This window comes from Sphingobium ummariense RL-3, assembly GCF_000447205.1.
GTDB lineage: Bacteria > Pseudomonadota > Alphaproteobacteria > Sphingomonadales > Sphingomonadaceae > Sphingobium > Sphingobium ummariense.
The window spans coordinates 1-22,722 of record NZ_AUWY01000106.1 but is presented as its reverse complement, the minus strand read 5'-3'; the positions used below and the strand labels follow the sequence as shown (position 1 = coordinate 22,722).

22 protein-coding genes and 1 tRNA gene are annotated in these 22,722 nt (G+C 66.3%); 11 read left to right on the top strand and 12 right to left on the bottom strand.

Features of this window, described 5'->3' with window-relative positions; all coding sequences use genetic code 11:
• Positions 1-63: 63 nt before the first annotated feature.
• Together murA and M529_RS39600 are read left to right on the top strand one after the other, a co-directional pair.
• Entirely contained in the window at positions 64-1,347 is a 1,284-nt protein-coding gene (gene murA / locus M529_RS39605; protein ID WP_021318813.1) for a UDP-N-acetylglucosamine 1-carboxyvinyltransferase, read from the top strand.
• Complete coding sequence (locus M529_RS39600) at positions 1,340-2,857, top strand: PAS domain-containing protein (protein WP_021318812.1); 1,518 nt, start codon at positions 1,340-1,342, stop codon at positions 2,855-2,857. The genes murA and M529_RS39600 overlap by 8 nt, the downstream gene beginning before the upstream one ends.
• On the opposite strand, the gene M529_RS39595 is transcribed toward M529_RS39600, so the two are convergent.
• The 3 genes from M529_RS39595 to M529_RS39585 form a co-directional block, all read right to left on the bottom strand.
• Entirely contained in the window at positions 2,802-3,230 is a 429-nt protein-coding gene (locus tag M529_RS39595) for a response regulator (protein WP_021318811.1), read from the bottom strand. The two genes, M529_RS39600 and M529_RS39595, sit on opposite strands and share 56 nt — an antisense overlap.
• A gap of 77 nt (positions 3,231-3,307) precedes the next feature.
• On the bottom strand, positions 3,308-3,526 hold the full coding sequence (locus tag M529_RS39590) for a hypothetical protein (protein ID WP_021318810.1): 219 nt from the start codon (positions 3,524-3,526) through the stop codon (positions 3,308-3,310).
• A gap of 1 nt (position 3,527) precedes the next feature.
• Positions 3,528-4,145 (bottom strand): DNA-3-methyladenine glycosylase family protein, encoded by a 618-nt coding sequence (locus tag M529_RS39585; RefSeq protein ID WP_021318809.1) that lies wholly within the window; start codon positions 4,143-4,145, stop codon positions 3,528-3,530.
• A gap of 73 nt (positions 4,146-4,218) precedes the next feature.
• Here M529_RS39585 and M529_RS39580 point away from each other — a divergent pair, with 73 nt between their 5' ends.
• Positions 4,219-4,536 carry a 2Fe-2S iron-sulfur cluster-binding protein gene (locus M529_RS39580; RefSeq protein WP_021318808.1) on the top strand — a complete coding sequence of 106 codons (318 nt, stop codon included), beginning with the start codon at positions 4,219-4,221 and terminating at the stop codon, positions 4,534-4,536.
• Between the two features lie 15 nt (positions 4,537-4,551).
• Here the strand turns inward: M529_RS39580 and M529_RS39575 are convergent, their stop codons facing one another.
• On the bottom strand, positions 4,552-5,283 hold the full coding sequence (locus M529_RS39575; RefSeq protein WP_021318807.1) for a hypothetical protein: 732 nt from the start codon (positions 5,281-5,283) through the stop codon (positions 4,552-4,554).
• A 34-nt stretch (positions 5,284-5,317) separates the two neighbouring features.
• Positions 5,318-6,061, bottom strand: a complete 744-nt coding sequence (locus M529_RS39570; protein ID WP_021318806.1) for a TrmH family RNA methyltransferase — start codon at positions 6,059-6,061, stop codon at positions 5,318-5,320.
• Positions 6,062-6,161: 100 nt separating this feature from the next.
• On the opposite strand from M529_RS39570, the gene M529_RS39565 reads away from it, so the two are divergent.
• A tRNA-Tyr gene (locus M529_RS39565) sits at positions 6,162-6,248 on the top strand.
• An 88-nt stretch (positions 6,249-6,336) separates the two neighbouring features.
• On the opposite strand, the gene M529_RS39560 is transcribed toward M529_RS39565, so the two are convergent.
• Complete coding sequence (locus tag M529_RS39560) at positions 6,337-7,224, bottom strand: alginate lyase family protein (RefSeq protein ID WP_161626365.1); 888 nt, start codon at positions 7,222-7,224, stop codon at positions 6,337-6,339.
• On the opposite strand from M529_RS39560, the gene M529_RS49780 reads away from it, so the two are divergent.
• Positions 7,214-7,468 carry a hypothetical protein gene (locus tag M529_RS49780; protein WP_161626364.1) on the top strand — a complete coding sequence of 85 codons (255 nt, stop codon included), beginning with the start codon at positions 7,214-7,216 and terminating at the stop codon, positions 7,466-7,468. The genes M529_RS39560 and M529_RS49780 overlap by 11 nt on opposite strands.
• Here M529_RS49780 and M529_RS39555 read toward each other — a convergent pair.
• Both M529_RS39555 and M529_RS39550 read right to left on the bottom strand, forming a co-directional pair.
• On the bottom strand, positions 7,455-8,477 hold the full coding sequence (locus M529_RS39555; protein ID WP_021318803.1) for an SMP-30/gluconolactonase/LRE family protein: 1,023 nt from the start codon (positions 8,475-8,477) through the stop codon (positions 7,455-7,457). The two genes, M529_RS49780 and M529_RS39555, sit on opposite strands and share 14 nt — an antisense overlap.
• Complete coding sequence (locus tag M529_RS39550; RefSeq protein ID WP_021318802.1) at positions 8,474-9,583, bottom strand: Gfo/Idh/MocA family protein; 1,110 nt, start codon at positions 9,581-9,583, stop codon at positions 8,474-8,476. The genes M529_RS39555 and M529_RS39550 overlap by 4 nt, the downstream gene beginning before the upstream one ends.
• Positions 9,584-9,735: 152 nt before the next feature.
• Between M529_RS39550 and bglX the strand changes: the two genes are divergently transcribed.
• A complete protein-coding gene (gene bglX, locus M529_RS39545; RefSeq protein ID WP_021318801.1) occupies positions 9,736-12,006 on the top strand; it encodes a beta-glucosidase BglX in 2,271 nt (756 codons plus the stop codon).
• Between the two features lie 88 nt (positions 12,007-12,094).
• On the opposite strand, the gene infC is transcribed toward bglX, so the two are convergent.
• Together infC and thrS are read right to left on the bottom strand one after the other, a co-directional pair.
• The gene (infC, locus tag M529_RS39540) at positions 12,095-12,628 is read right to left on the bottom strand and encodes a translation initiation factor IF-3 (RefSeq protein WP_021318800.1); all 534 of its coding nucleotides are present in this window, start codon (positions 12,626-12,628) and stop codon (positions 12,095-12,097) included.
• A gap of 127 nt (positions 12,629-12,755) precedes the next feature.
• On the bottom strand, positions 12,756-14,747 hold the full coding sequence (thrS, locus tag M529_RS39535; RefSeq protein WP_021318799.1) for a threonine--tRNA ligase: 1,992 nt from the start codon (positions 14,745-14,747) through the stop codon (positions 12,756-12,758).
• A 162-nt stretch (positions 14,748-14,909) separates the two neighbouring features.
• On the opposite strand from thrS, the gene M529_RS39530 reads away from it, so the two are divergent.
• Positions 14,910-15,248 (top strand): YciI family protein, encoded by a 339-nt coding sequence (locus tag M529_RS39530; RefSeq protein WP_021318798.1) that lies wholly within the window; start codon positions 14,910-14,912, stop codon positions 15,246-15,248.
• A gap of 260 nt (positions 15,249-15,508) precedes the next feature.
• Here M529_RS39530 and M529_RS39525 read toward each other — a convergent pair whose 3' ends face one another.
• Positions 15,509-16,651: an aldose epimerase family protein gene (locus M529_RS39525; RefSeq protein ID WP_152522625.1), complete on the bottom strand. Its 1,143-nt coding sequence runs from the start codon at positions 16,649-16,651 to the stop codon at positions 15,509-15,511.
• Positions 16,652-16,780: 129 nt separating this feature from the next.
• On the opposite strand from M529_RS39525, the gene M529_RS39520 reads away from it, so the two are divergent.
• Positions 16,781-18,085 carry a sugar MFS transporter gene (locus tag M529_RS39520; RefSeq protein ID WP_031295137.1) on the top strand — a complete coding sequence of 435 codons (1,305 nt, stop codon included), beginning with the start codon at positions 16,781-16,783 and terminating at the stop codon, positions 18,083-18,085.
• 96 nt (positions 18,086-18,181) lie between these two features.
• On the opposite strand, the gene M529_RS39515 is transcribed toward M529_RS39520, so the two are convergent.
• Positions 18,182-18,949, bottom strand: coding sequence for a FadR/GntR family transcriptional regulator (locus M529_RS39515; RefSeq protein WP_021318795.1), 768 nt, complete (start codon positions 18,947-18,949; stop codon positions 18,182-18,184).
• A 237-nt stretch (positions 18,950-19,186) separates the two neighbouring features.
• On the opposite strand from M529_RS39515, the gene araD1 reads away from it, so the two are divergent.
• Genes araD1 through M529_RS39500 form a run of 3 tightly spaced genes read left to right on the top strand, consistent with a single transcriptional unit; the run spans position 19,187 to position 22,696 of the window.
• Positions 19,187-20,179 carry an AraD1 family protein gene (gene araD1, locus M529_RS39510; RefSeq protein ID WP_021318794.1) on the top strand — a complete coding sequence of 331 codons (993 nt, stop codon included), beginning with the start codon at positions 19,187-19,189 and terminating at the stop codon, positions 20,177-20,179.
• A gap of 4 nt (positions 20,180-20,183) precedes the next feature.
• Entirely contained in the window at positions 20,184-21,110 is a 927-nt protein-coding gene (locus M529_RS39505) for a Gfo/Idh/MocA family protein (protein ID WP_021318793.1), read from the top strand.
• Positions 21,111-21,130: 20 nt separating this feature from the next.
• Positions 21,131-22,696 carry an alpha-N-arabinofuranosidase gene (locus M529_RS39500; protein WP_021318792.1) on the top strand — a complete coding sequence of 522 codons (1,566 nt, stop codon included), beginning with the start codon at positions 21,131-21,133 and terminating at the stop codon, positions 22,694-22,696.
• Positions 22,697-22,722 lie beyond the last annotated feature (26 nt).

Here is a 22,722-nt window from a genome sequence, read left to right as displayed (position 1 = left end):
GCGAGACGTCATGACCCGCCCCCCGCCTTGCGCGGCCCGCGTTTGGCGCTATGAACCCAGCTGATGGACCGCATTCACATTCGCGGCGGCAACGCCCTCAACGGCCGCCTTCCCATTTCCGGCGCAAAGAATGCGGCCCTGACGCTGCTGCCCTGCGCGCTGCTGACCGACGAGCCGGTCACCCTGCGCAACCTGCCGCGCCTGGCGGATGTGGACAGCTTCGGCCATCTGCTCAACCAGCTCGGCGCTTCGACCATGGTCGAAGGCGCGCGACCCGAGGATTTCGGGCGCGTCATGACGCTACGCGCCGGCCGGGTCACCTCGACCGAGGCGCCCTACGACATCGTGCGCAAGATGCGGGCGTCGATCCTGGTGCTGGGTCCGCTGCTGGCGCGCGAGGGTGAAGCGCGCGTGTCGCTGCCGGGCGGCTGCGCCATCGGCAACCGGCCGATCGACCTGCATCTGAAGGCGCTGGAGGCGTTTGGCGCGCATATCGAGCTGGCGGCCGGCTATGTCCGCGCCAGCGCGCCCGACGGCGGCCTGCCGGGGGGCATCTACACCTTTCCGGTGGTGTCGGTCGGCGCGACCGAAAATGCCATCATGGCCGCCGTGCTGGCGAAAGGCACCTGCACGCTGGAAAACGCCGCGCGCGAACCGGAGATCGTCGACCTCTGCAACCTCCTTCTCGCCATGGGCGCGGATATCGAGGGGGTGGGAACCGACAAGCTGGTCATCCGCGGTCGCGACCGGCTGCACGGCGCCACCTATGGCGTGATGCCCGACCGGATCGAGGCGGGCAGCTATGCCTGTGCCGCAGCGATCACCGGCGGGTCGCTGGACCTGGTCGGCGCCGATCCGGACGATATGCACGCCATTCTCGCGGCGCTGCGCGAGGCTGGCGTGCAGGTGGAGACGATAAGGGACGGCATCCGCGTCTCTTCCGACGGGAAGCTCAAGCCGCTGACGCTTTCCACCGCGCCCTTCCCGGCCTTCCCTACCGACATGCAGGCGCAGTTCATGGCGATGCTGACGCTGGCGGACGGCGCATCCGTCCTGACCGAAACGATCTTCGAAAACCGCTATATGCATGTGCCGGAACTGGCGCGCATGGGTGCGGACATCGGCGTCAACGGCCGCACCGCGGTGGTACGCGGGGTCGACCGGCTGGTCGGCGCGCCCGTGATGGCGACCGACCTGCGCGCATCCATGAGCCTGATCCTCGCCGGCCTCGCGGCGGAGGGCGAGACCCAGGTCAACCGCGTCTATCATCTCGACCGCGGCTATGAGCGGCTGGAGGAAAAGCTGTCGGCGGTCGGCGCCGATATCGAGCGGGTGGGCGATGGCTGAAGACGCCGGCCTCGAGACGGACCGCGCGGCCCTGATCGCGCTGTACGATCTCGACGCCGGGGGCTTCCGCACCCTCGATGCCATCGCTGATTTTGCCGCCGCGCTGTGCGGAACGTCGATCGCGATTGTCAGCATCGTGGAGGACCAGCGGCAGCGCTTCGTCGCCCGCACCGGCATCGACGTGGAGGAGACGTCACGCGACGTCTCCTTGTGCGCGCAGGCGATGATGGAGCAGGGCATCTTCGTCGTTCCCGACGCCGCGCAGGACCCGCGTTTCCGCGACAATCCGCTCGTGACCGGTTCCCCCCACATCCGCTTTTACGCCAGCGCGCCGCTGATCGACGCGCGGGACATGCCCCTGGGGACGGTCGGGGTGATCGACACGCGGCCCCGCCCCGATCTCACGCCGTTGCAGCGGCAAGGGCTCTTGCTGCTGGCTCGCCAGGTGATGCTGGAACTGGAAGGCCGCCGTCGCGACCGCGAGGCGCTGGCGAGGCAGCGCCGCGACGCGGAGGCGGTGGCGGAGAGCGACCGCCTCTTCCGCACGCTCGCCGACGCCATGCCACAGATGGTCTGGTCCACGTTGCCCGACGGTTATCACGACTATTACAATGCACGCTGGTACGAATTCACCGGTGTCCCTCCGGGGACGACAGACGGCGAGGGGTGGAGCGACATGTTCCATCCGGAGGATGTGCCCAAGGCATGGGCCCGGTGGAGCCGCTCGCTCGAGACCGGTGACCCCTATGAGATCGAATATCGGCTGCGCCATCGCAGCGGTGATTATCGCTGGACATTGGGTCGCGCGCTGCCGATCCGGGATGCGTCGGGCAGGGTGGTCCGCTGGATCGGCACTTGCACCGATATCCACGAACAGCGGCTGATGATGGAAGAGCGCGAGCTGATCGCGCACGAGCTGTCCCACCGCATCAAGAACATCTTTTCGGTCATTGCCGGGCTGATCGGCCTGTCGGCACGCGCGCATCCCGAGATACAGGATGTGGCCGACGACCTGCGCGACCGTATCCTCGCGCTCGGGCGCGCCCATGATTTCGTGCGTATCCACAAGGCGGAGGTCGCGACCGGCCGGGGCGCGCTGCGCGGCATATTGGACCAGATATTTCTGCCCTATCGGAAGGGGGAGGAGCCGCGCATCCTGGTATCGGGCGATGATCCCGCGATCGATGACCGATCCGCTACGCCGCTGGCGCTTCTGTTCCACGAACTCGCGACGAACGCCGCCAAATATGGCGCCCTTTCCAGCCCCACCGGCCGGGTGCGGCTGCATGTCGCGGGCGATGGCAGCGACATCCGCATGGACTGGCAAGAGGAGGGCGGACCGCCGGTCACCCCCGCCACGGCGGAAGGGTTCGGCAGCAGGCTGATGGCGCTGAGCGTCGAACGTCAGCTGGGCGGCAGGATGGCGCGCGAATGGCGCCCCGACGGCCTGTGCATCAGCCTCTGGATCCCATCTCGCTCAATGAGCCGTGTGCCTCCGCAAAGGGCGTGAAGCCGGCAACCGCGTCTACCGGCGCCTCACCGGTCGCGAAGCGTAGCGCGGCGGTGATGCAGGGGGCCCGGAACGGCTTGGTGACGACGCCGAGCGCCGCAGCCTTCGCCTCCCCGATCTGCGCGGGGTTGGCCGTGACATAGATCACCCGGATGCCGTAGCGGCTGGCCAGTTCCTTGCCGATGGCGGTACCGGTGGGACCGTCGCGCAGGTTGAGGTCTACCAGGGCGATGTCGCATTCGCCGGCAACCGCCAGGGCCGCCTCGCGATCGGCGGCGATCGCGCGCACGGTCAGCCCGGCGTCCTCGACGATCTGCTCGATTTCAAGTGCGACGAAAATCTCGTCCTCGACGATGAGAACCTTCTTGCCCATTCCAACGCCCGTATTTCCCGGAAGCCTAAATGCGGAGGGCTGCGACTGGTTCCCGGCGGATCGAAAGAATCATCGCGTCAATCCGGGACGTTGGTCCACAGCGTGTCGAATGCCGATCCCTTCATCAGCAGGACGGACGCGGGATAGCCGGCATCACCCGCCTTGCGCGCGCTGTCGGTCGCATTATCGACCGCCTGCGCCTGGGTAGGGAAGGGGCCGTAATAGCGGTTGTCGAGGTTGATCTTCCAGGCGCCCTCGTGTTCCAGGACGATGTAGCGGGCATGGGGCAGGGGCATGTCAGAGTACCTCGGTGTTGTAATGGTGCCAGGCCATGATCGCTGCAGCGCCGCGATGCGGACGCCAGCGCTCGGCCAGTTCGCGGGTCAGTTTCTCGCTCGGCCGCTCGGGCAGGCCAAGTATACGCCCGACCTCGATCTGGACGGCGAGGTCGCCCGCCGGCCAGACATCGGGCCGACCCTCGGCGAAGAGCAGGTAGATTTCCGCCGACCATCGCCCGATCCCCTTGATGCGCACGAGCTGCGCTATTGCTTCCTCGTCGTCCCGGGGCAGGGCGTGGAGATCCAGCGCGCCGCTGGCCACCAGTTCGGCCAGGCTGCGGGCATAGCCCTGCTTCTGGCGGGAAAGGCCGCAGGCGCGCAGCGCGTCGAAATCGCGCGCCAGCAGCGCCTCGGGCGCGCAGCCCTCGCCCAACTCCGCCTCCAGCCTGCGCCAGACGGCCGCTGCTGCCGCGACGCTGACCTGCTGCCCTACGATGGTGCGCAGCAGCGTTTCATAGCCTGGCGCACGCACGCGGGGCAGGGGGTAGCCGACCCGTCCCACCGCCGCGGCGAAAGCGGGTTCGACCGCCGCGATCGCGTCTATGCCGTCTCGCAACTGTTCCGCCGTCGTCACCATGCCGCTGCCGTTTGTCCTTGATTTCCCAGATACCCTTTCTAAGAGCGGCGGGAATTGATCTGGGGATGGATAGATGGCGAAACTGATCGTGGTCAACCGTGCGGGCGAGGAACAGGCTGTCGAGGGCGACAACGGCCTCAGCGTGATGGAGATCATCCGCGATAACGGCTTTGACGAGTTGCTGGCGCTGTGCGGGGGCTGCTGTTCCTGCGCGACCTGCCACGTCTATGTCGATCCGGCCTTCGCCGGCGCGCTCTCTCCGATGAGCGAGGACGAGAACGACCTGCTGGACAGCTCCGACCAGCGCAACGAGACCAGCCGCCTGTCGTGCCAGCTGGTGTTCAGCGATGCGCTGGATGGCCTGCGCGTGACGATCGCGCCGGAGGACTGATCCGCCGCTCCGGGCTCACGGCCGCAGCCGCAAGGTCGCGGCCGGGGCGTCCTCGGTCATGGGCGTGACCTTCCAGACGATCCTTTTGCCCTGCGGCGTGTCCTGTGCGCCGTCTTCCTGGTTCTGGCTGACGATCTCCGCATCGGTGGTCAGCGTGAAGGTGCCGTCGAGCGCCTTCGCCGCGTCGTCGCCCACGCCGCCGCCCATCGCCGGCCCCTGGCTTCGGTCGAAGCCGTTGGCAAAGCCCGGCGCCTTCACCCGTACCCGGTCCTCGCCCCGCAGCTCCACCGCAACGAAGGGCAGCACGATCTGCGCGTCGATGTTGAACGGGAACAGGAAGGCGTGGTCCAGCCGCCCGGCAATGGCATAGTCAATGGCGAAGGTGCGGTTGCCCAGATAGCGCGCGGAGCGAAAGCCCTTCTCCTTGGCCAATGCGGCAGCGATCATCTCCATCCGCGGCGTATCGTCCTGGCCGTTCTTGTCGCGGAAGCCCTCCGTGGGGGTGTCGCCACCTTCCTGCCACAGCAGGACGTTCTGATAGGCGCTTTCCTCATTTTGCAGCTGTGCGGGCGGGTCGCCCGTCTCCTCCCCTGCCTGCGATGCGATGATCTCACCCTTGTAGGCGAAGCGGAAGCTGCGGTCGGCGCGGATGTCGAGCGACGCGTCGAACTTGCCCGGTGTCACCAGGCAGGCAGAAAGCAGGAAAGGCGCCACCAGCGCGGCGGCGGCACGCAGCAGACCGACCATAGACATCCCCCGTCCGGCGCCTGCGCCGCCGTTGCTATCTGGCGGCGGCAGCGGCGTAGAGCGCGATCGCCGCAGCGTTGGAGACGTTCAGGCTCTCCATCCGCGGGCTGATCGGCAGTTTAGCGATAATGTCGCAATGCGCCATGCTGTTGTGGCGCAGCCCTTCGCCCTCGGCCCCCAGCACCAGCGCAACGCGCGATTCGCCGATCGCTTCGCCCAGCACCGTGTCCGCCTCGCCGTCGAGGCCGATGCGCCAGTAGCCCGCCTCAGCAATCTCGTCGAGCGCGCGGGCCAGGTTCACCACCCGCACCCAGGGGACGATCTCCAGAGCGCCCGATGCCGCACGCGCCAGCACGCCCGATTCGGGCGGCGCATGCCGATCCTGCGTTACGATGCCCAGCGCGTCGAAGGCGGCGGCTGAACGCAATATGGCGCCGACATTGTGCGGGTCGGTGACCTGGTCGAGCACCAGCACGGGCCGCCTGTCATCCTGCCCGTCCTCCAGCACGTCGCCCAGCCAGACGTCGTCCAGCGGCTCCACCTCCGCCACGATCCCCTGGTGGGGCGCATCGGCCGGGACCATCCGGCCGAGATCGGCTACGTCCGCATAGACGATGGGCAGCACCGGCGGCAGATCGAGCGCGCCGAGCGCTTCGCGCGTGCCCCAGATCTTGCGCACCGTTCGGTCGGGATTGGCGAGCGCGGCGGTGACCGCATGGCGGCCGTAGAAGCGGGGGAAATTGCCCTTGGGCTTGGAGGAACGATGACCTTTTTTCATCCCCCGCTCTTTTCACATCGGACCATTGACAGGCAAGCCTCCTTTCGCCATTGAGCGCCCTCCAGCCGGACGGGCGATCGCCTTTGCCGGTCAGGCGACTGGACAGGTGGCCGAGTGGTTAAAGGCAGCAGACTGTAAATCTGCCCGGGTTTCCCGTACGCTGGTTCGAATCCAGCCCTGTCCACCACTGCCCTTCGCTATTTCCGTCATGCAGTCCAAAATGAACTGGACGGCCGTGGTACGCCCATCCCCCACCTCCCATGGTCGGACACGGGTCAGGATATGGCCGGGCACCTGCCGGAAAGCGCCTTCGCCAGCGACTGCGAATTTCCCGCTATGTAGCGCGAACTGGACGGCTGCTCGCGCGACGCTCGGCCGTTGACCGAATCCCAGACGTTGAGCCAGGGTTGTTTTCCGATCGGGCTCTGAGCCACATTGGCCTGGGACTGGATGCTGTTCGGATCGGTTTGCAGGGTTCGGACGAGGTTGATCAGGCTGGTCAGCTTAGCCTGCTGCGCCCGGTTCCCTCCGCATTGCGTCCGGATGAGCTGGTAAAGGGCGAGCGGCTGGGCAGCAAACGCGTGATACGAAGCGGCACGGCGACCCCTTTTCATTTCCAGCGGCAGGAATCCCTTGTCCTGAATCTGGTTCAGGGCAAGCTGGAACATGCTGTCGGCGTCGGCGACGAGAGCGCGATCCCGGGTCGCATATCCGATCGATCCTACTGTCAGGACTGCCCAGTCAAACATGTTGTTGCGGTTCGTCACCCGGGTATGAAAGTCGCGGACGCTCAGGGCGAGCCGCTTCAGCCATTCCCGGACGATCCGATCGTCGGCGCTTGAGGCGAGCGGACCAAGCTTGATCCTCGCGAGGCCGAGGCTGGCGGCGGTCCAGTGCTGCACAAAATGGGATTGGTAGTCGCGCTGCCTGATCCCGGCCCCAAAACCGGTCAGGGCATTGCGCTTCGCCCACCCCAGCATCAACGCGTCGGCGCAAGCCTTCGCCGCTTTCGATCCCTGCATCACAAAGGCGTCCGAATTTCGGGCGATGGCATTCTGGAAATCGAAGATGGGCTTCAGCCCCGCGCGGTTCTTCTCGAAGAGCGCCCCATCGCGCTCTACGGTCCCCTTCTTGTAGAAGGCATTGGCCTGGATGACCGTCACTGGCGGCGCGGCGGTGGGGCAGCCTGGATTGGCGGCCTGCGCGAAGGACGGGACGGCGAAGAGGCACGCCGCCATGGCCGGCATGCCGATCGCGCAATTCCTGATCCGTACCTTCCAGTCCGTCATCCGCCGTCTCCTTAGCAGGTTCGAAACTCGCTTCGCGGAACGAACGGCGCAGAACGGCGATCGTTCCTTCCATCGGTTTTCCGTCCCGGGTCGCGGATGTGCCCTCAACCGCCTCTGAGCGCGACCCGGCACAGCATGTCGGACGAGGTCAGGAACAGCGTCTTGCCGCCATTGCCGATGCAGCAATTGGCGATCGGCTTGCCGGTGGCGACGATGCCAAGCAGCGTGCCCTCCGGGGAGCAGACATGGATGCCGCCGGGACCGGCTGCAAAGACATGCCCCATCGCATCGGTCTTGATGCCGTCGGGCTGGCCCGGCAGGTGCTGGTCGCGCTGCGCCGCCATGTCGCGGAAGACGCGCATGTCGGTGGGCATGCCCTTCGCACCCAGCGCATAGGCCAGCACATGCGGCTGTTTGAGGTCGCTCAGCGCCAGGTAGAGCGTGCGCCCGTCCGGTGAGAGAGCGATGCCGTTGGGGCGGGAGTGGCTGCGGTCGATCACGCTTACCGTGCTGTCTGGCGCGAGGCGGAAGACGCCGTTGAAGTCGAGTTCCCGCAGAGGCGAAGTGTCCCCCGCCGTCAGGCCATAGGGCGGGTCGGTGAAATAGATCGCGCCGTCCGCCGCCAGCACCAGGTCGTTGGGGCTGTTGAAGCGCTTGCCCTCGAACCGGTCGGCCAGGATGGTTCGTTTCTTGGTGCGCAAGTCGATCTGCACGATCGCCCGCGTCCCGCTGTCCGCGATCACCAGCCGTCCCGATGAATCGAGCCGCATCCCGTTCGCACCCGCCTCGCGGACGCCCTCCGGCACTGGCCCCTGCAGCCCCGATGGCTGGAGGAAAGGCCGCGCGCCGCCCTTTTCGTCCCAGCGGTGAACGATGTTGGCGCGCGGATCGGAGAACAGCAGATAGCCGCCCTCCTGCGGCACCCATACCGGCCCCTCCGCCCAGCCATAGCCGCGCGAGAGCACCTCCACTTGCGCCGCCGGATCGAGGATGCGATCGAGCGCCGGATCGATCCGCGTGACCCCCGCCGGGATGGCGACCGGCTGCGCGAAGGCGCGAGAGCCCGCCAGCGCCATTGCGCCCACGCCGATCAGCACCTCCCGCCGTGCGGCATGCGCACCGCTCATGCCTGCACCTTGACGGCGCGGCCCTCTCGCGCGGAACGATAGATCGCCTCGATCACGCGCATGTCGGCCAGGCCTTCCTCGCCGGGCACGATCACGTCCGTGCCGTTCAGGATCGCCTCGGACAGATGATCGAGCTGCCCGGCCCATTGGGTCTTGGCCGCCGGGGGCAAGGTGCGCTGGGTCACCTGCCCGTCCTTGCGGATGCGCATGCTGTGCCCTTCATAGGGGGTTGCCGGCTCCATATCGATGTAGCCCTGCGTGCCGATCACGCGATAGCTGTTGTGCGCGGAGCTGTAGCTCGACACGCAGGTCGCCGCGACGCCGGAGGGGAAGCGCAGCAGGAAGTTGATGCGGTCCTCCACCGTGGCGAAGCGCGGATCGGACTTGTCGGTCGATTCGCTCGCGACCACCTCCACCGGCTCCTCCCCGGTCAGGTAGCGCGTGGCGTTGAGGCTGTAGATGCCGATGTCCATCAGCGACCCGCCGCCCGACAGCGGCCTGTCCAGCCGCCACTGGTTCGGCCGCGCGTAGAAGCCGTGCTCGGCGGTGATGATCTGCGTCGGCCCGACATGGCCGCCCCGCGCCAGCTCGATGGCGAGGCGGTTATACTGCTCGAAGCGGGAACGATAGCCGATCATCAGCTTCTTGCCCGCCTTCCGGCAGGCGGCGATCATCGTCTCGCATTCCGCGACCGATATCGCCATCGGCTTCTCGCACATCACATGCTTGCCCGCCTGCGCCGCGCGGACCGTATATTCGGCATGCATGCTGTTGGGCAGGATGATGTAGACCGCGTCGATGTCCGGATTGTCGCGAATGCGGTCGAAATTGCCGTAATTGTACCAGTGCGTCTTGGGCACGCCATATTGCGCGCCATATTGTTCCAGCTTGGCGGGCGTGCCGCTGACCAGCGCGACGATGCGCGAATGTTCGCAGCCCACGAAATTGGGCATGATCTGCCGCGTCGCATAGGAACCGAGGCCGACGATCGCATAACCGATCTTGCGTCCCGGCGTCGCTGCCAGCGCGGGCATGCTGGCCGCCGCCAGGCCCATGCCGATTCCGCCCACCACGTCGCGCCGGGTGATTGCGCCCAGTTCCGTCATCCTCTTCTCCTTTGCCGAGCCTGTGTCTCAAGGGGATGATAACTCATACAAAGACGTTCGCCCACTCCCCTGGGTCGTCTCCGCAACATTATCCATGACGGGGCGTTTCCCGGATAACTCTCGTTCATGCTATCCCTGCTACCCATCGCCCGATGACCTTCGACCGCCGCGCCGTTCTGACCGCAGCCTTTGCCGGCTTTCTTTCCCTCCCTCTCCCCCGCCGCGCTTTTGCAGCGGACGAGGTGACGCGCGTCGATCAACTGATCGGCCGTATGACGCTGGAGGAGAAGGCGGGGCAGATGACTTGCCTTGCCGACAGCTTCCGCCCCTTCAACCCGCCCAATCCGCAGGTGGGCATCCAGGACGAGAAGCGCCTGGCGGAGGAAATCCGAAAGGGCCGGGTCGGTTGCCTGTTCAACGGCATCGGCGTCGCCGGCGCGCGCCGCGCGCAGGAGATTGCGGTCAAGGACAGTCGCCTCGGCATTCCGCTGCTGTTTGCGGGCGACGTGATCCACGGCCTCAAGACGATCTTCCCCGTGCCACTTGCCGAAGCGGCGAGTTTCGACCCCCGACTCGCCGAGCGCACCGCGCGGGTGCAGGCGCTGGAGGCGACGGCGGCGGGCCTCCACCTCACCTTCGCGCCGATGGTGGATGTGGCGCGCGATCAGCGCTGGGGGCGCGTGGTGGAGGGCGCAGGCGAGGACGTCACCTTGGGCAGCCTGTTTGCCGCCGCGCGCGTGCGCGGCTTCCAGGGACGTGATTTGCGCCGCGACGATAGCCTGCTCGCCTGTCCCAAGCATTTCGCCGCCTATGGCGCGGTTGCCGCCGGGCTGGAATATGGCAGCGTCGACATTTCCGACGAGACGCTGCGTGAAACACATCTGCCTCCCTTCGGCGCAGCCTTCGCCGCCGGCGCGCTCACCACCATGGCGGCCTTCAGCGAGATCAACGGCGTTCCCGCCACTGCCGACCGCGACCTCCTGACCAACCTGCTGCGCGGCGAGATGCAGTTCCGCGGCTTCGTCTTTTCGGACTATACCGCCGACGAAGAACTGATCGCCCATGGCTATGCCCAGGACGAGCGGGACGCTGCGCGTCTGGCGGTGCTGGCCGGCGTCGACATGTCGATGCAGAGCGGTCTCTACATCAAATATATCCCCGATCTGGTGAAGAGTGGCGCGGTGCCGATGGGGACTCTCGATGTCGCGGTGCGTCGCATCCTCTATGTGAAGACGGCGCTGGGCCTGTTCGACAATCCCTGGCGCTCTCTGGACGAGGAAGCGGAGAAGAGCCGTATCGCCACCCCCGCGCACCGGGCGCTGGCGCGCGAGGCGGCGACGCGGTCGGTCGTCCTGCTCCAGAATGACGGCGTACTGCCGATCGACCCTGGCAAACGGCAGAAGATCGCCCTGATCGGCCCCTTTGGCGAGGACCGCGCCAATCTCTATGGGCCCTGGGCCTTCTATGGCGACCCGGACAAGGGCATCGATATCGCGACCGGCCTGCGCGCCGCGCTGCCCGATCCGGCCCTGTTGACGGTGGAAAAGGGGTGCGACATCGCGCGGCCGATCGACGGCGGCATCGCTCGGGCGGTCGCAGCCGCGAAGGAGGCGGATATCGTGCTGCTGGCCATCGGCGAGTCGCAGGATATGTCAGGCGAGGCCCAATCGCGCACCGTGATCGAGATTCCCGCGGCGCAGCAGGCGCTGGCCGACGCCGTCGCGGCGGCCGGCAAGCCGGTCGTCGTCTTGCTGCGCCATGGCCGCGCGCTGGCACTGCACGAGGGCGTCGCGAACGCCAGCGCGATCCTCGCCACATGGTTCCTGGGGAGCGAGGCGGGGCACGCCATCGCCGACATCCTCTTCGGCACAGCCGATCCCTCCGCCAAGCTGCCCGTCAGCTTCCCTTGGGAAAGCGGGCAGGAGCCCTTCTTCTACGACCGCAAGTCGACCGGGCGGCCCACGGTCGGCAATGGCGCGACGGAATATCGCGCCCGCTATGCCACCACCGACAACAGTGCGCGATTCCCCTTTGGCCATGGCCTGTCCTACACCGACTTCGCGCTGGACCAGCTGAAGCTGTCCGACACCGCGCTGCGCTGGGACTCGGCGATCGAGGTGACAGTGCGCCTTACCAACAAGGGCAAGCGCAAGGGCAGCGAAGTGGTGCAGCTCTATATCAGGGACAGGGTCGCGAGCCGCACCCGCCCGATCCGCGAGCTCAAGCGCATCGAGCGAATCACGTTGGCGCCGGGCGAGAGCAGGACCGTCCGCTTTTCCCTGTCGCGCACCGACCTGCAGTTCGTCGGCGCTGGCAACCAGCGGATCGTGGAACCTGGCGTGTTCGACCTGTGGGTAGGACAGGCATCGGAAGGCGGCCTGAAGGCGCAGTTCACCCTGTATGCCGAGGCCGGCAAGGGGTAGGCAAGATTCGGCCGGAATCATTCCTGCACGATACAGAAAGGGCGGCACCTTGCGGCGCCGCCCTTTCTGTATCGTGCAGGCTTCGTGCTTATTTCGGCGCGAGCACCATCAGCATCTGGCGGCCTTCCATGCGGGGATAGGCCTCCACCTTGGCGATCTCGCCGACATTTTCCGCCACGCGCTGGAGCAACTGCATGCCGAGCTGCTGGTGCGAAAGCTCGCGACCACGGAAACGCAGGGTGATCTTCACCTTGTCGCCCTCGCCGATGAAGTCGTGGACCTTCTTCATCTTCGTGTCGTAATCGTGATCGTCGATGTTCGGACGCATCTTGATCTCCTTGATCTCCTGCGTCCTCTGGGTCTTGCGGGCAAGATTCGCTTTCTTCTGGGCCTCGTACTTGTACTTGCCGATGTCCAGGAACTTGCAGACCGGCGGATCGGCGTTGGGCGACACCTCGACCAGGTCGAGCCCGATCTCGGCGGCCTGCTCGATCGCCTCCTGCGTAAACATCACGCCCAGATTTTCGCCTTCGTCGTCGATCACGCGCACCTTGGGCACGGTGATGAACTCGTTATACCGGGGGCCGGACTTCGGCGGCGGCGCCAGCGGGCGGCGCATCATCGGGGGACGTATAGCAGTATCTCCTGTGGTCGTTGGAACATCGGCTCTTCGCGGCCTTTAGCGCAAAGCCGAAAGGGGCGGCAACCCCGCTAGTGCGGAATCGCCAACCCCGTGCGGCATTTCTGCCTCACCGCATATCGGGTGGCAGCGCCTCTTTTGCAAGACGGGCGATGACGTCCTCGACCGAAAGAACGCTCTGCCCCTCCTTGCCCAGCTCGCGCAGCGCCACCGTGCCCTCGTCCGCCTCGCGCCGGCCGACGACCAGCAGATTGGGCACCTTGGCCAGGCTGTGCTCGCGCACCTTGTAGTTGATCTTCTCATTGCGCACGTCCGCTTCGGCGCGGATGCCCGCCGTGCGCAGCTTTTCGACCACCTGCTGCGCATAGCCGTCGGCGTCCGACACGATGGTCGCGACCACCGCCTGCACTGGCGCCAGCCAGAGCGGGAACCGGCCGGCATAATGCTCGATCAGAATGCCGATGAAGCGTTCGTAGCTGCCCAGGATCGCGCGGTGCAGCATCACCGGCCGGTGCCGATCCCCATCCTCGCCGACATAGGACGCGTCGAGCCGTTCGGGCAGGACCGTGTCTGTCTGGATCGTGCCCACCTGCCAGGTGCGGCCGATCGCGTCGGTCAGGTGGAATTCCAGCTTGGGCGCATAGAAGGCGCCTTCACCAGGCAGCTCTTCCCAGCCCCATTCGGGCGTGGCGCGGCCGGTCGCCGCCACCGCGTCGCGCAGCGACTGTTCCGACCAGTCCCACATTTCATCGGAGCCGAAGCGCTTGTCCGGGCGAAGGGCGAGCTTGATCGCATAATCCGCGAAGCCCAGATCCTTGTAGACCACGTCGAGCAGGTCGCAGAACTGCGCGACCTCGCTCACCAGCTGGTCCTCGCGGCAGAAGATGTGCGCATCGTCCTGCGTGAACTGGCGCACGCGCATCAGCCCATGCAGCGCGCCGTGCGGCTCGTTGCGATGGCAGCAGCCCATTTCCGCGAGGCGAAGCGGCAAGTCGCGATAGCTCTTGATCCCCTGGCGGAAGATCAGGACGTGGGCCGGGCAGTTCATGGGCTTGAGCGCCATCCACTGCGCGTCGTTCGACACGACCGGGCCTTCGTCCTCCGTGTTCGGCACCTCGTCCGGGATGACGAACATGTTCTCGCGATACTTGCCCCAGTGGCCGGATTGCTCCCACTGCCGCGCGTCCATGATCTGCGGCGTCTTCACTTCCTGGTAGCCCGCCGCATCCAGTCGGCGGCGCAGATAGGCCTCCAGCGCGCGCCAGATGATGTAGCCCTTGGGGTGCCAGAAGACTGACCCGTGCGCTTCCTGCTGGAGGTGAAACAGGTCCATCTCCGCGCCCAGCTTACGGTGGTCGCGCTTCGCCGCTTCCTCAAGCATGGTAAGGTGCGCTTCGAGCTGCTTCCGGTTGAGCCAGCCAGTGCCGTAGATGCGGCTGAGCATCGCGTTATTCTGGTCGCCGCGCCAATAGGCGCCCGACACGCGGGTCAGCTTGAACGCCTGCGGGTCGAGCTTGCCGGTGGAGGCGAGGTGCGGACCCCGGCACATGTCGAGCCAGTCGCCACCCGAGCGATAGACGGTCAGTTCCTCGTCGCCGGGCAGCTCCGCCGCCCATTGCGCCTTGAAGCTCTCGCCCTCGGCCCGCCAGCGGGCGATCAGGTCCTCGCGGCTCCACACCTCGCGCACCAGCGGCTTGTCGGCGCGGATGATCTCCCGCATCTTTTCCTCGATGGCGGGCAGGTCCTCCTCGGTGAAAGGGCCGCGCTCCGGGGCGGGGGCGAAGTCGTAGTAGAAGCCGTCCTCGGTCGCGGGACCGAAGGTGATCTGCGTGCCCGGGAACAGCGCCTGCACCGCCTCCGCCAGAACATGGGCGAAATCGTGGCGCGCCAGTTCCAGCGCGTCGGCTTCGTCCTTCGCCGTGACCAGCGCCAGGCGCGCATCCTGTTCCAGCGGCCGGCCGATGTCGCGCAGCTCGCCGTCGACCCGTGCCGCGATCGCCGCCTTGGCGAGGCCCGGGCCGATCGCCGCCGCGATCTCTGCCGGAGTGGTGCCGGGCGCGACTTCACGCACGGAACCGTCGGGCAGGGTGATCTTGATCATGGCGGACACGGGAGTTTCCTTAGAAAAAGGGGTGATTCAGGCGGACGCTATGCCGCGCCTTCCCCTTAAATGGGGCTTCTGTCCTGTCAATAGAAGGCAAGGCGTGCGAGGGTGCGATCCGGGCGGCTTGCTGCCGTCAGCTTGGCGGTGCATCGTTGCAGTATGACGAAATATCTCATTTCCTTCCCCAGCGAAGCCATGGTTCTGACGGAAGAGGAATTCCCCCTCGTCGTCGCCGCGGCCCATGCGGTCATCGATGAAGCCAAGGCGGCCGGCGTCTATGTGTTCGGGGGAGGAATTGAAGAGCGGGTCGATCCCGTTCTGGTCGCCGGCGACGGATCGGTATCCACCCAGATCTATCCCGGCAGCCACCTGAAGGGCGGTTTTACGGTGCTGGAACTGCCGACGCGGGCCGATGCCGTCGAATGGGCGAGAAAGATCGCTGTCGCTTGCCGCTGCGCGCAGGAGCTGCGCGAATTCATGTACGATCCCGCCAGCTAGGCGGCGCACACATCCTGGGGCTTCGGATGGCGATAAGGGCGGCTTACGGACGCACCCTCCGTTCGCCCTGAGCTTGTCGAAGCCTGTCCTGAGCGCCTGCCCTGGCAGGCAGTCGAAGGGGGCCTCCCTTCTTCTTCAGGCACAGCGCCTTGAAGAAAAGTGCAGGGCTTCGACAGGCTCAGCCCGAACGGGTGGCTTGCGATCGGCAGCGGACCGTTCAAATGAGTCCGTGCCCCTGACCGGCCTGCGCCGGAGCTGTTTCAGGGCTTGACCGTCAGGCGATAGACCATCGCATGATGATAGGGCTTGCCGGGATCGACCCTGGCGGAGCCGAAGGCGGGCTGGTTGGGGGTGTCAGGGAATTTCTGCGGTTCCAGCGCGATGCCGTCGCCCATGCGGTAGAGATGACCGCCCTTGCCGACCAGCGTGCCATCGAGGAAATTGCCCGTATAGAACTGTACGCCCGGTTCGGTGCTGAGCACCTCCAGCACGCGGCCCGAGGCAGGATCCTCCAGCCGCGCCGCCAGCGCTGGAGTGCGCGTCGCGCCCTTGTCCAGCGCGAAATTATGGTCGTAGCCGCGGCCCGCGACGATCTGCGGATCGCGGCCGTCGCGGATGCCGTCGGCGACCCGGCGTGGCGACTGGAAGTCGAAGACGCCGCCCGTCACCGGCTTCAGCTCGCCGGTGGGGATCAGGTTGGCGTCGACCGGGGTATAGGCCTTGGCCGGGATCGTGAGCAGGTGGTCGAGCGCCCCGCCGGGCGAGCCTTCGCCCGCCAGGTTGAAGATGGCGTGGTTGGTCATGTTGACGATGGTCGGCTTGTCGGTCTTCGCGTCGAAAACAATGCCCAGATTGCCCTGCTCGTCGAGCGTGTAGGTAACGGTGACATCGAGCTTGCCGGGATAGCCCGAATCGCCATCGGGGCTGACGTGCGAAAGGACCAGCATCGCGGTCGGTCCGCTCTTCAGCGAGACGACCTTCCACGCCTGCTTGTCGAAGCCCTTGCCGCCGCCGTGCAGCGAATTGACCTTGTCGTTGAGCGGCAGCTGGTAGCTCTTGCCGTCGAGCGTGAACTTGCCGCCCGCGATGCGGTTCGCGTAGCGGCCGACGGTCACGCCGTAATAGTTGGGATGGTCGACATAGCCGGCAAGATCGTCATAGCCCAGCAGCACGTCGGCGACCTTGCCCTGCTTGTCGGGGCCGGAAAGCGACTGGAGCGTCGCGCCATAGGTCAGGATCTTGGCCGAGACCCCATGGCCGTTGCTGAGGGTGATCGTCTCGATCGCGGTTCCGTCCGCCAGCTGGCCGGCCGGCGCGCGGCTGGCTTCGGCGGCAAGGGCGGGCGCGCTCGCCGCGAACAGGGCTATGCCGCAGGCCAGGATTGCCTTGGTCGAAATGTTCATGATCGCCTTTCGCATCGACTTCCTCCCGGAACGGACGCCATTGACGCGCTCCGCGCAGCCATATACTCCGACAAAATAACAAGGTGCAAGCCCCGGCCGCACCGCCCGGACTTCTTTGGAGAAGGATGAATGGCAGGACCCGTTTCCTCGACCGCAGTGCCCGTCGCACCGTCCACGCCCGGCACACGTTATGGCCCCGCATTGGCGCTGTTGGCCAGCCTTTTCTTCATGTGGGGCTTCATCACGGTCATCAACAACACGTTGCTGCCGCATCTGCGCAGCGTGTTCGACCTGAGCTATACCCAGACGACGCTGATCGAATCGGTCTGGTTCATCGCCTATTTCGTGGCGTCGATACCCTCGGCCAAGCTGATCGAGCGGCTCGGCTACCAGAAATCGATGGTGATCGGCCTGCTGATCATGGCGGCGGGTGCGCTGGGCATGACGCTGGCGGCTTCGATTCCCTCCTATGGCGTGACCCTGGTCATGCTGTTCGTGATCGCGAGCGGCATCACGCTGCTGCAGGTCGCCGCCAACCCCTATGTCGCGGTCGTCGGCAAGCCGGAAACCGCCTCGTCGCGCCTCAACCTCGTGCAGGCGATGAACTCGGCGGGCACGATGCTGGCGCCGATGTTCGGCGCCTATCTGATCCTCGGCCGGTCGAAGGGCGGTACGGCGCAGGGCGACGTCGTGCTGACCCAGGCGGAGCGTTTGGCCGACGCGCAGTCGGTTGTGCTGCCCTATGTGCTGGTGGCCGGCGTGCTGGTGGTGCTGGCGGTCGTGATCGCGCGTTTCCCTCTGCCTGCCATGGGCGCGGCGACGCAGCGGCACAACAAGGAAGAGCGGAAGAAGCATTCGCTCTGGAACCACCGCAATCTGGTGTTCGGCATCCCCGCCATCTTCATCTACCTGATCGCGGAGATCGGCGTCGCCAACCTGTTCGTCAATTTCGTCAGCCAGCCCGACATCGCCAACCTGACGCACGAACAGGCAGGCAATTACCTGACCTTCCTGTGGGGCGGGATGATGGTCGGGCGCTTTGCCGGCTCTGCCATCATGCAGAAGTTCGATGCAGGCCATGTCCTCGCAGCCTTCTCGATCGGCGCGTTCCTGGTGATGCTGGTGACAGTGTTTACCACCGGGCCGATCGCCATGTGGTCGCTGATCCTGGTCGGCCTGTTCCACTCGATCATGTTCCCGACGATCTTCACCCTGGGCATCAAGGGCCTTGGTCCGTTGACGGAGGAGGGATCGGGCCTGCTGATCATGGCGATCGCGGGCGGCGCGCTGGTCGTGGTGCAGGGCTGGCTCGCCGACATGTACGGGCTGCAGACCAGCTTCCTGCTGACCGCGGCCTGTGAGCTTTACGTGCTGTTCTACGCGCTCTGGGGCTGCAAGGTCACCAACGCCCTGCCGGACCAGCACGCGCAATAGACCATCATAGCCCCAAGGGTCGCATCCTCGGGGGAGGGAAGGCCGGAGCGTTCGCCGCTCCGGCCTTTTTCGTGGAGGCTCCCGCCCCCGGGCGCCTCAGGGCTGCATGGCGCTCGCCGTGTCCTCGAGCGCCAGCTCCACCAGCACGCCCATAGCGTCCGCCGCCGCCTGCGGATCGCCGGCGGCGATCGCCTCATAAACGCGCGCATGATCGGGAATGGGGTTGCGCGGCAGGGCGCGCGAGCGCTGCTTGAACTGCGTGGTCCAGTTGACCGCCGCGCCGATGCTGGCGGTCAGCACCAGGATCGCGTCGTTGCGGGTGGCGTTTAGTATCGCGCTGTGGAAATCGCGATCCGCCGCTCGCCCGATGTCGGTCGCCAGCGTGTGCCGCCGCATCGCCATCAGCGCTTCCTTCATGATGCGCAGATCCTCGCGGTCGCGCCGCTGCGCCGCCAGCCGTGCGGCGGCCGGCTCGACGATGGCGCGCAGCTCGAACAGGTCGCGCACGAACTGCAGATCGGGCTCTCCGGCAAAGGCCCAGGCGAGCACGTCAGGATCGAGCAGGTTCCAGCGGTTGCGTGGCATCACGCGCGTTCCCGCCTTGGGCCGGCTTTCCACCAGCCCCTTGGCGGTCAGCACCTGCACCGCCTCGCGATAGGCGCTGCGGGACACCTCCAATTCCTCGGCGAAGGCCACCTCGCCCGAAAGCGTGTCGCCCGGCGCATATTGGCCGGAGAGGATCGCCATGCCCAGCTTGTGCGCGATCGCGCCATGCAGGCGCCGCCCGGGACCCCGTGTTTGCTTCGGGACGGGCCGGCCATCATCCGCCTCGCTGTCGTTCGACAGCGGCTTGTCCTTTGCCATCCACTCTCCTCCCCACGCCCGCTCTAGCCGATATGATCGTCTTAAAATACAAACATTGCCAACACCATTTTCCTGTAATATGTCGGAGTAATAGCCGGATTCAAAGGACAAAACACCTCTCCGCTAGTGGAGCTGGGAGGGAAGTCCGCAGGATGGCGGTCCTCCGCGCATACATGCGAGGGTCGTTTGGACGGGATGGAAGACGCCTCCCCCGGAGGCGCGCGGGAGGAGAATTTCATGACATTTCGCCTGTTGCAGCATCGCGCCGGAAACGGTGTCCGGTCGGTCATCGCCGCCGATGGGGATGGGGCCCATTTCGTTCCGGGCTTCGAAAGCGTGCGTGCATTGGCGCTCCATGCCATCGCGACGAAGAGCACGCTGGCTGATGCGGTTGCGGCGGCGGGCAAGGGTGACGCGATGGACATCGTCGCGGCGTTCGAGGCAGGCGAACTGATCGCGCCGATCGACCATGAGGACGCCGCCCATGTGCTCATGACCGGCACCGGCCTCACGCACCTGGGATCGGCCGAAGGGCGCGACAAGATGCACCGCGCGGCGGCCTCCGGCGAGAACCTCACCGATTCGATGCGAATCTTCCTGGAAGGCTTGGAAGGCGGCAAACCCGCGCCGGGCCAAGTAGGCCAGCAGCCCGAATGGTTCTACAAGGGCGACGGCTCGCAGCTGGTGGGGCCGTCCGATCCGCTGACCATGCCCGCCTTCGCCAAGGATGGCGGCGAGGAGCCGGAGCTGGCCGGCATCTACATCATAGGCCCGGACGGCACGCCCTTCCGTCTTGGCCTGGCGCTTGCCAACGAATTTTCCGATCATGTGACCGAACGGCACAATTATCTGTGGCTGGCGCACAGCAAGCTGCGCCAGGCCGCGCTCGGCCCCGAACTGCTGGTCGGTCCCCCTCCCGCCCATGTGGAGGGCACCAGCCGCATCCTGCGCGATGGCGCCACGATCTGGGAAAAGCCCTTCCTGTCGGGTGAGGCCAACATGTCGCACAGCCTGTCGAACCTGGAGCATCATCACTTCAAATATGCGCTGTTCCGGCGCCCGGGCGACATTCACGTCCATTTCTTCGGCACCGCGACGTTATCGTTCAGCGACGGCGTGCAGACGCGGGAAGGCGACGTGTTCGAGATTGCGGCCGCCCCGTTCGCGCTGCCGGTCCGCAACCCGCTGGCGCGCGCCGCCGACGCCCCGGTCACGGTGCAGGCGCTCTAGGCCGATGGACCCCATCCGCATCGCCATCATCGGCTTCGGCAAGATCGCGCGCGACCAGCATGTGCCGGCCATTCGCGGCAATGGCGCGTTCAGCCTTGCCGCCACCGTCAGCCCCCATGATTCGGGGCTGGAGGGCGTACCCCATCACACGAGCCTCGATGCCCTGCTGGCCGAAGGGCCGGCGGTCGATGCCGTGGCGCTCTGCACCCCGCCGCAGGTCCGCTACGACCTGGCGGCGCAGGCGCTGGCCCGCGGCGTGCACGTCTTCCTGGAAAAGCCGCCCGGCGCCACCCTGGCGGAGGTAAGTGCGCTGCATGCGCGGGCGGACAAGGTCGGGGCGACGCTGTTCGCAGCCTGGCACTCGCGCTTCGCCTCCGGCGTCGCGCCCGCGCGCGCCTGGCTCGCCGAGCGCCGGATCGAGAAGGTGTCGATCGTCTGGCGGGAGGATGTGCGCGTGTGGCACCCCGGCCAGGCGTGGATCTGGCAGCCCGGCGGCCTTGGCGTGTTCGATCCGGGCATCAATGCCCTGTCGATCGCCACCCATATCCTGCCGCGGCCGTTCTTCCTCACGAACGCCACGCTGGTCCTGCCGGAAAACCGGGCCGCGCCGATCGCCGCGGACCTCCACTTCCGCGACACGGGTGGGGCGCCGATCCACATGGATCTCGACTGGCGGCAGACCGGCCCGCAAAGCTGGGACATTACGGTGGAGACCGACGCCGGCACGCTCAAGCTGAGCAAGGGCGGCGCGGTGCTCCAGCTGCCCGGCGGCACCGAACATGGTGAGGATGTCGAATATGCCGGCCTCTACAGCCGCTTCGCCACGCTGATCCGCGGTGGCCGCAGCGACGTGGACACCGATCCGCTGCGGCTGGTCGCCGATGCCTTCCTGCGCGGCTGGCGCGAGACCACCGACGCCTTCCACGACTGAACCAGAAAGAGGGGATTGCCATGATGAAAGCCCTGCGGAGCACCGCCGCCGCGCTGCTGCTGTCGGCTACCATGCTGACCGGAGCCGCCGTCGCCCAGACCGACGGCAAGCCGACCACCGCCACCATCCATGCGGACAAGCCCGGCCCCGTCTATGACAAGCGGATCTTCACCCAGTTTGCCGAGCATCTGGGCCACGGCATCTATGGCGGCCTGTGGGTCGGGAACGACAAGTCTATCCCCAATACCAACGGTTTCCGCAACGATGTGGTCGCCGCGCTTCGCAACCTGTCGGTGCCGGTGATCCGCTGGCCCGGCGGCTGCTTTGCCGACGAATATCACTGGCGCGAAGGGATTGGCCCCCGGAACAAGCGTCCGGTCAAGGTCAACACCAACTGGGGCGGCGTGACCGAGCCCAATGCGGTGGGCACGCACGAATTTTACGAGCTGCTTCGCCAGGTCGGCGCGGAGGCCTATATCTCCGGCAATGTCGGCAACGGCACGCCGCAGGAAATGGCCGAATGGGTCGAATATATCACGGCGCCCGCCGGCAGCCTGGCTGAAGAGCGTGGCCGCAACGGCCACAAGGAGCCGTGGGCGCTGCCGTCCTTTGGCATCGGCAACGAATTGTGGGGCTGTGGCGGCAATATGCGCGCCGAATATGCCGCGGATGTCACCAAGCGCTACGCGACCTTCATCAAGGTGCCGGCCGGCACCAAGACCGTGAAGATCGCGGCGGGCGCCAATGGCGGCGACTATAACTGGACTGAGGTGTTGATGCGGGAGGCAAGCAAGCAGCTTGATGCCCTGTCGCTCCATTACTACACCATTCCCCAGGGCGGGTGGCCCCCCAAGGCCGACCCGGTCAATTTCGACGAAACCGCATGGGCGGACACATTGGCCGCGACCTGGCGGATGGACGAGCTCATCACCGGGCACAGCAAGGTGATGGACAAATATGATCCGGAAAAGCGGGTCTTCCTGGCCGTCGATGAATGGGGCACCTGGTACGCGCCCGATCCCGGCACCAATCCCGGTTTCCTGCGCCAGCAGAACACGCTGCGCGACGCGCTGGTCGCGTCGATCAACCTGGACATCTTCGCCAAGCATGCCGACCGCGTGCGCATGAGCGCGATCGCGCAGATGGTGAACGTGCTCCAGGCGATGATCCTGACCGACGGCAAGAAGATGATCCTGACGCCGACCTACCATGTGTTCGAGATGTACAAGCCCTGGCAGGACGCCACCGTGCTGCCGATCGACATCGCGTCGCCCTGGTACAGCAAGGACAAGTTCGTGATGCCCGCCGTCAGCGGATCGGCGGTGCGCGGCAAGGACGGCAAGGTGCATGTCGGCCTGTCCAACCTGGATCCGAACCAGACCAACACGGTCACCGTGAAGCTGGACGGCCTCAGTGCTGGCGGCGTCTCCGGCCGCATTCTGACGGCGCCCGCGATCAATTCGCACAACACGTTCGACGCGCCGGAAACGGTCAAGCCCGCCCCGTTCACAGGCGCGCAGATCAGCGGCGGCACGCTGAGCGTGACGCTGCCACCCAAGTCCGTGGTGGTGCTCGACCTGCAATAGGCTCGATGGGCGCGGGCCGCCGGGTG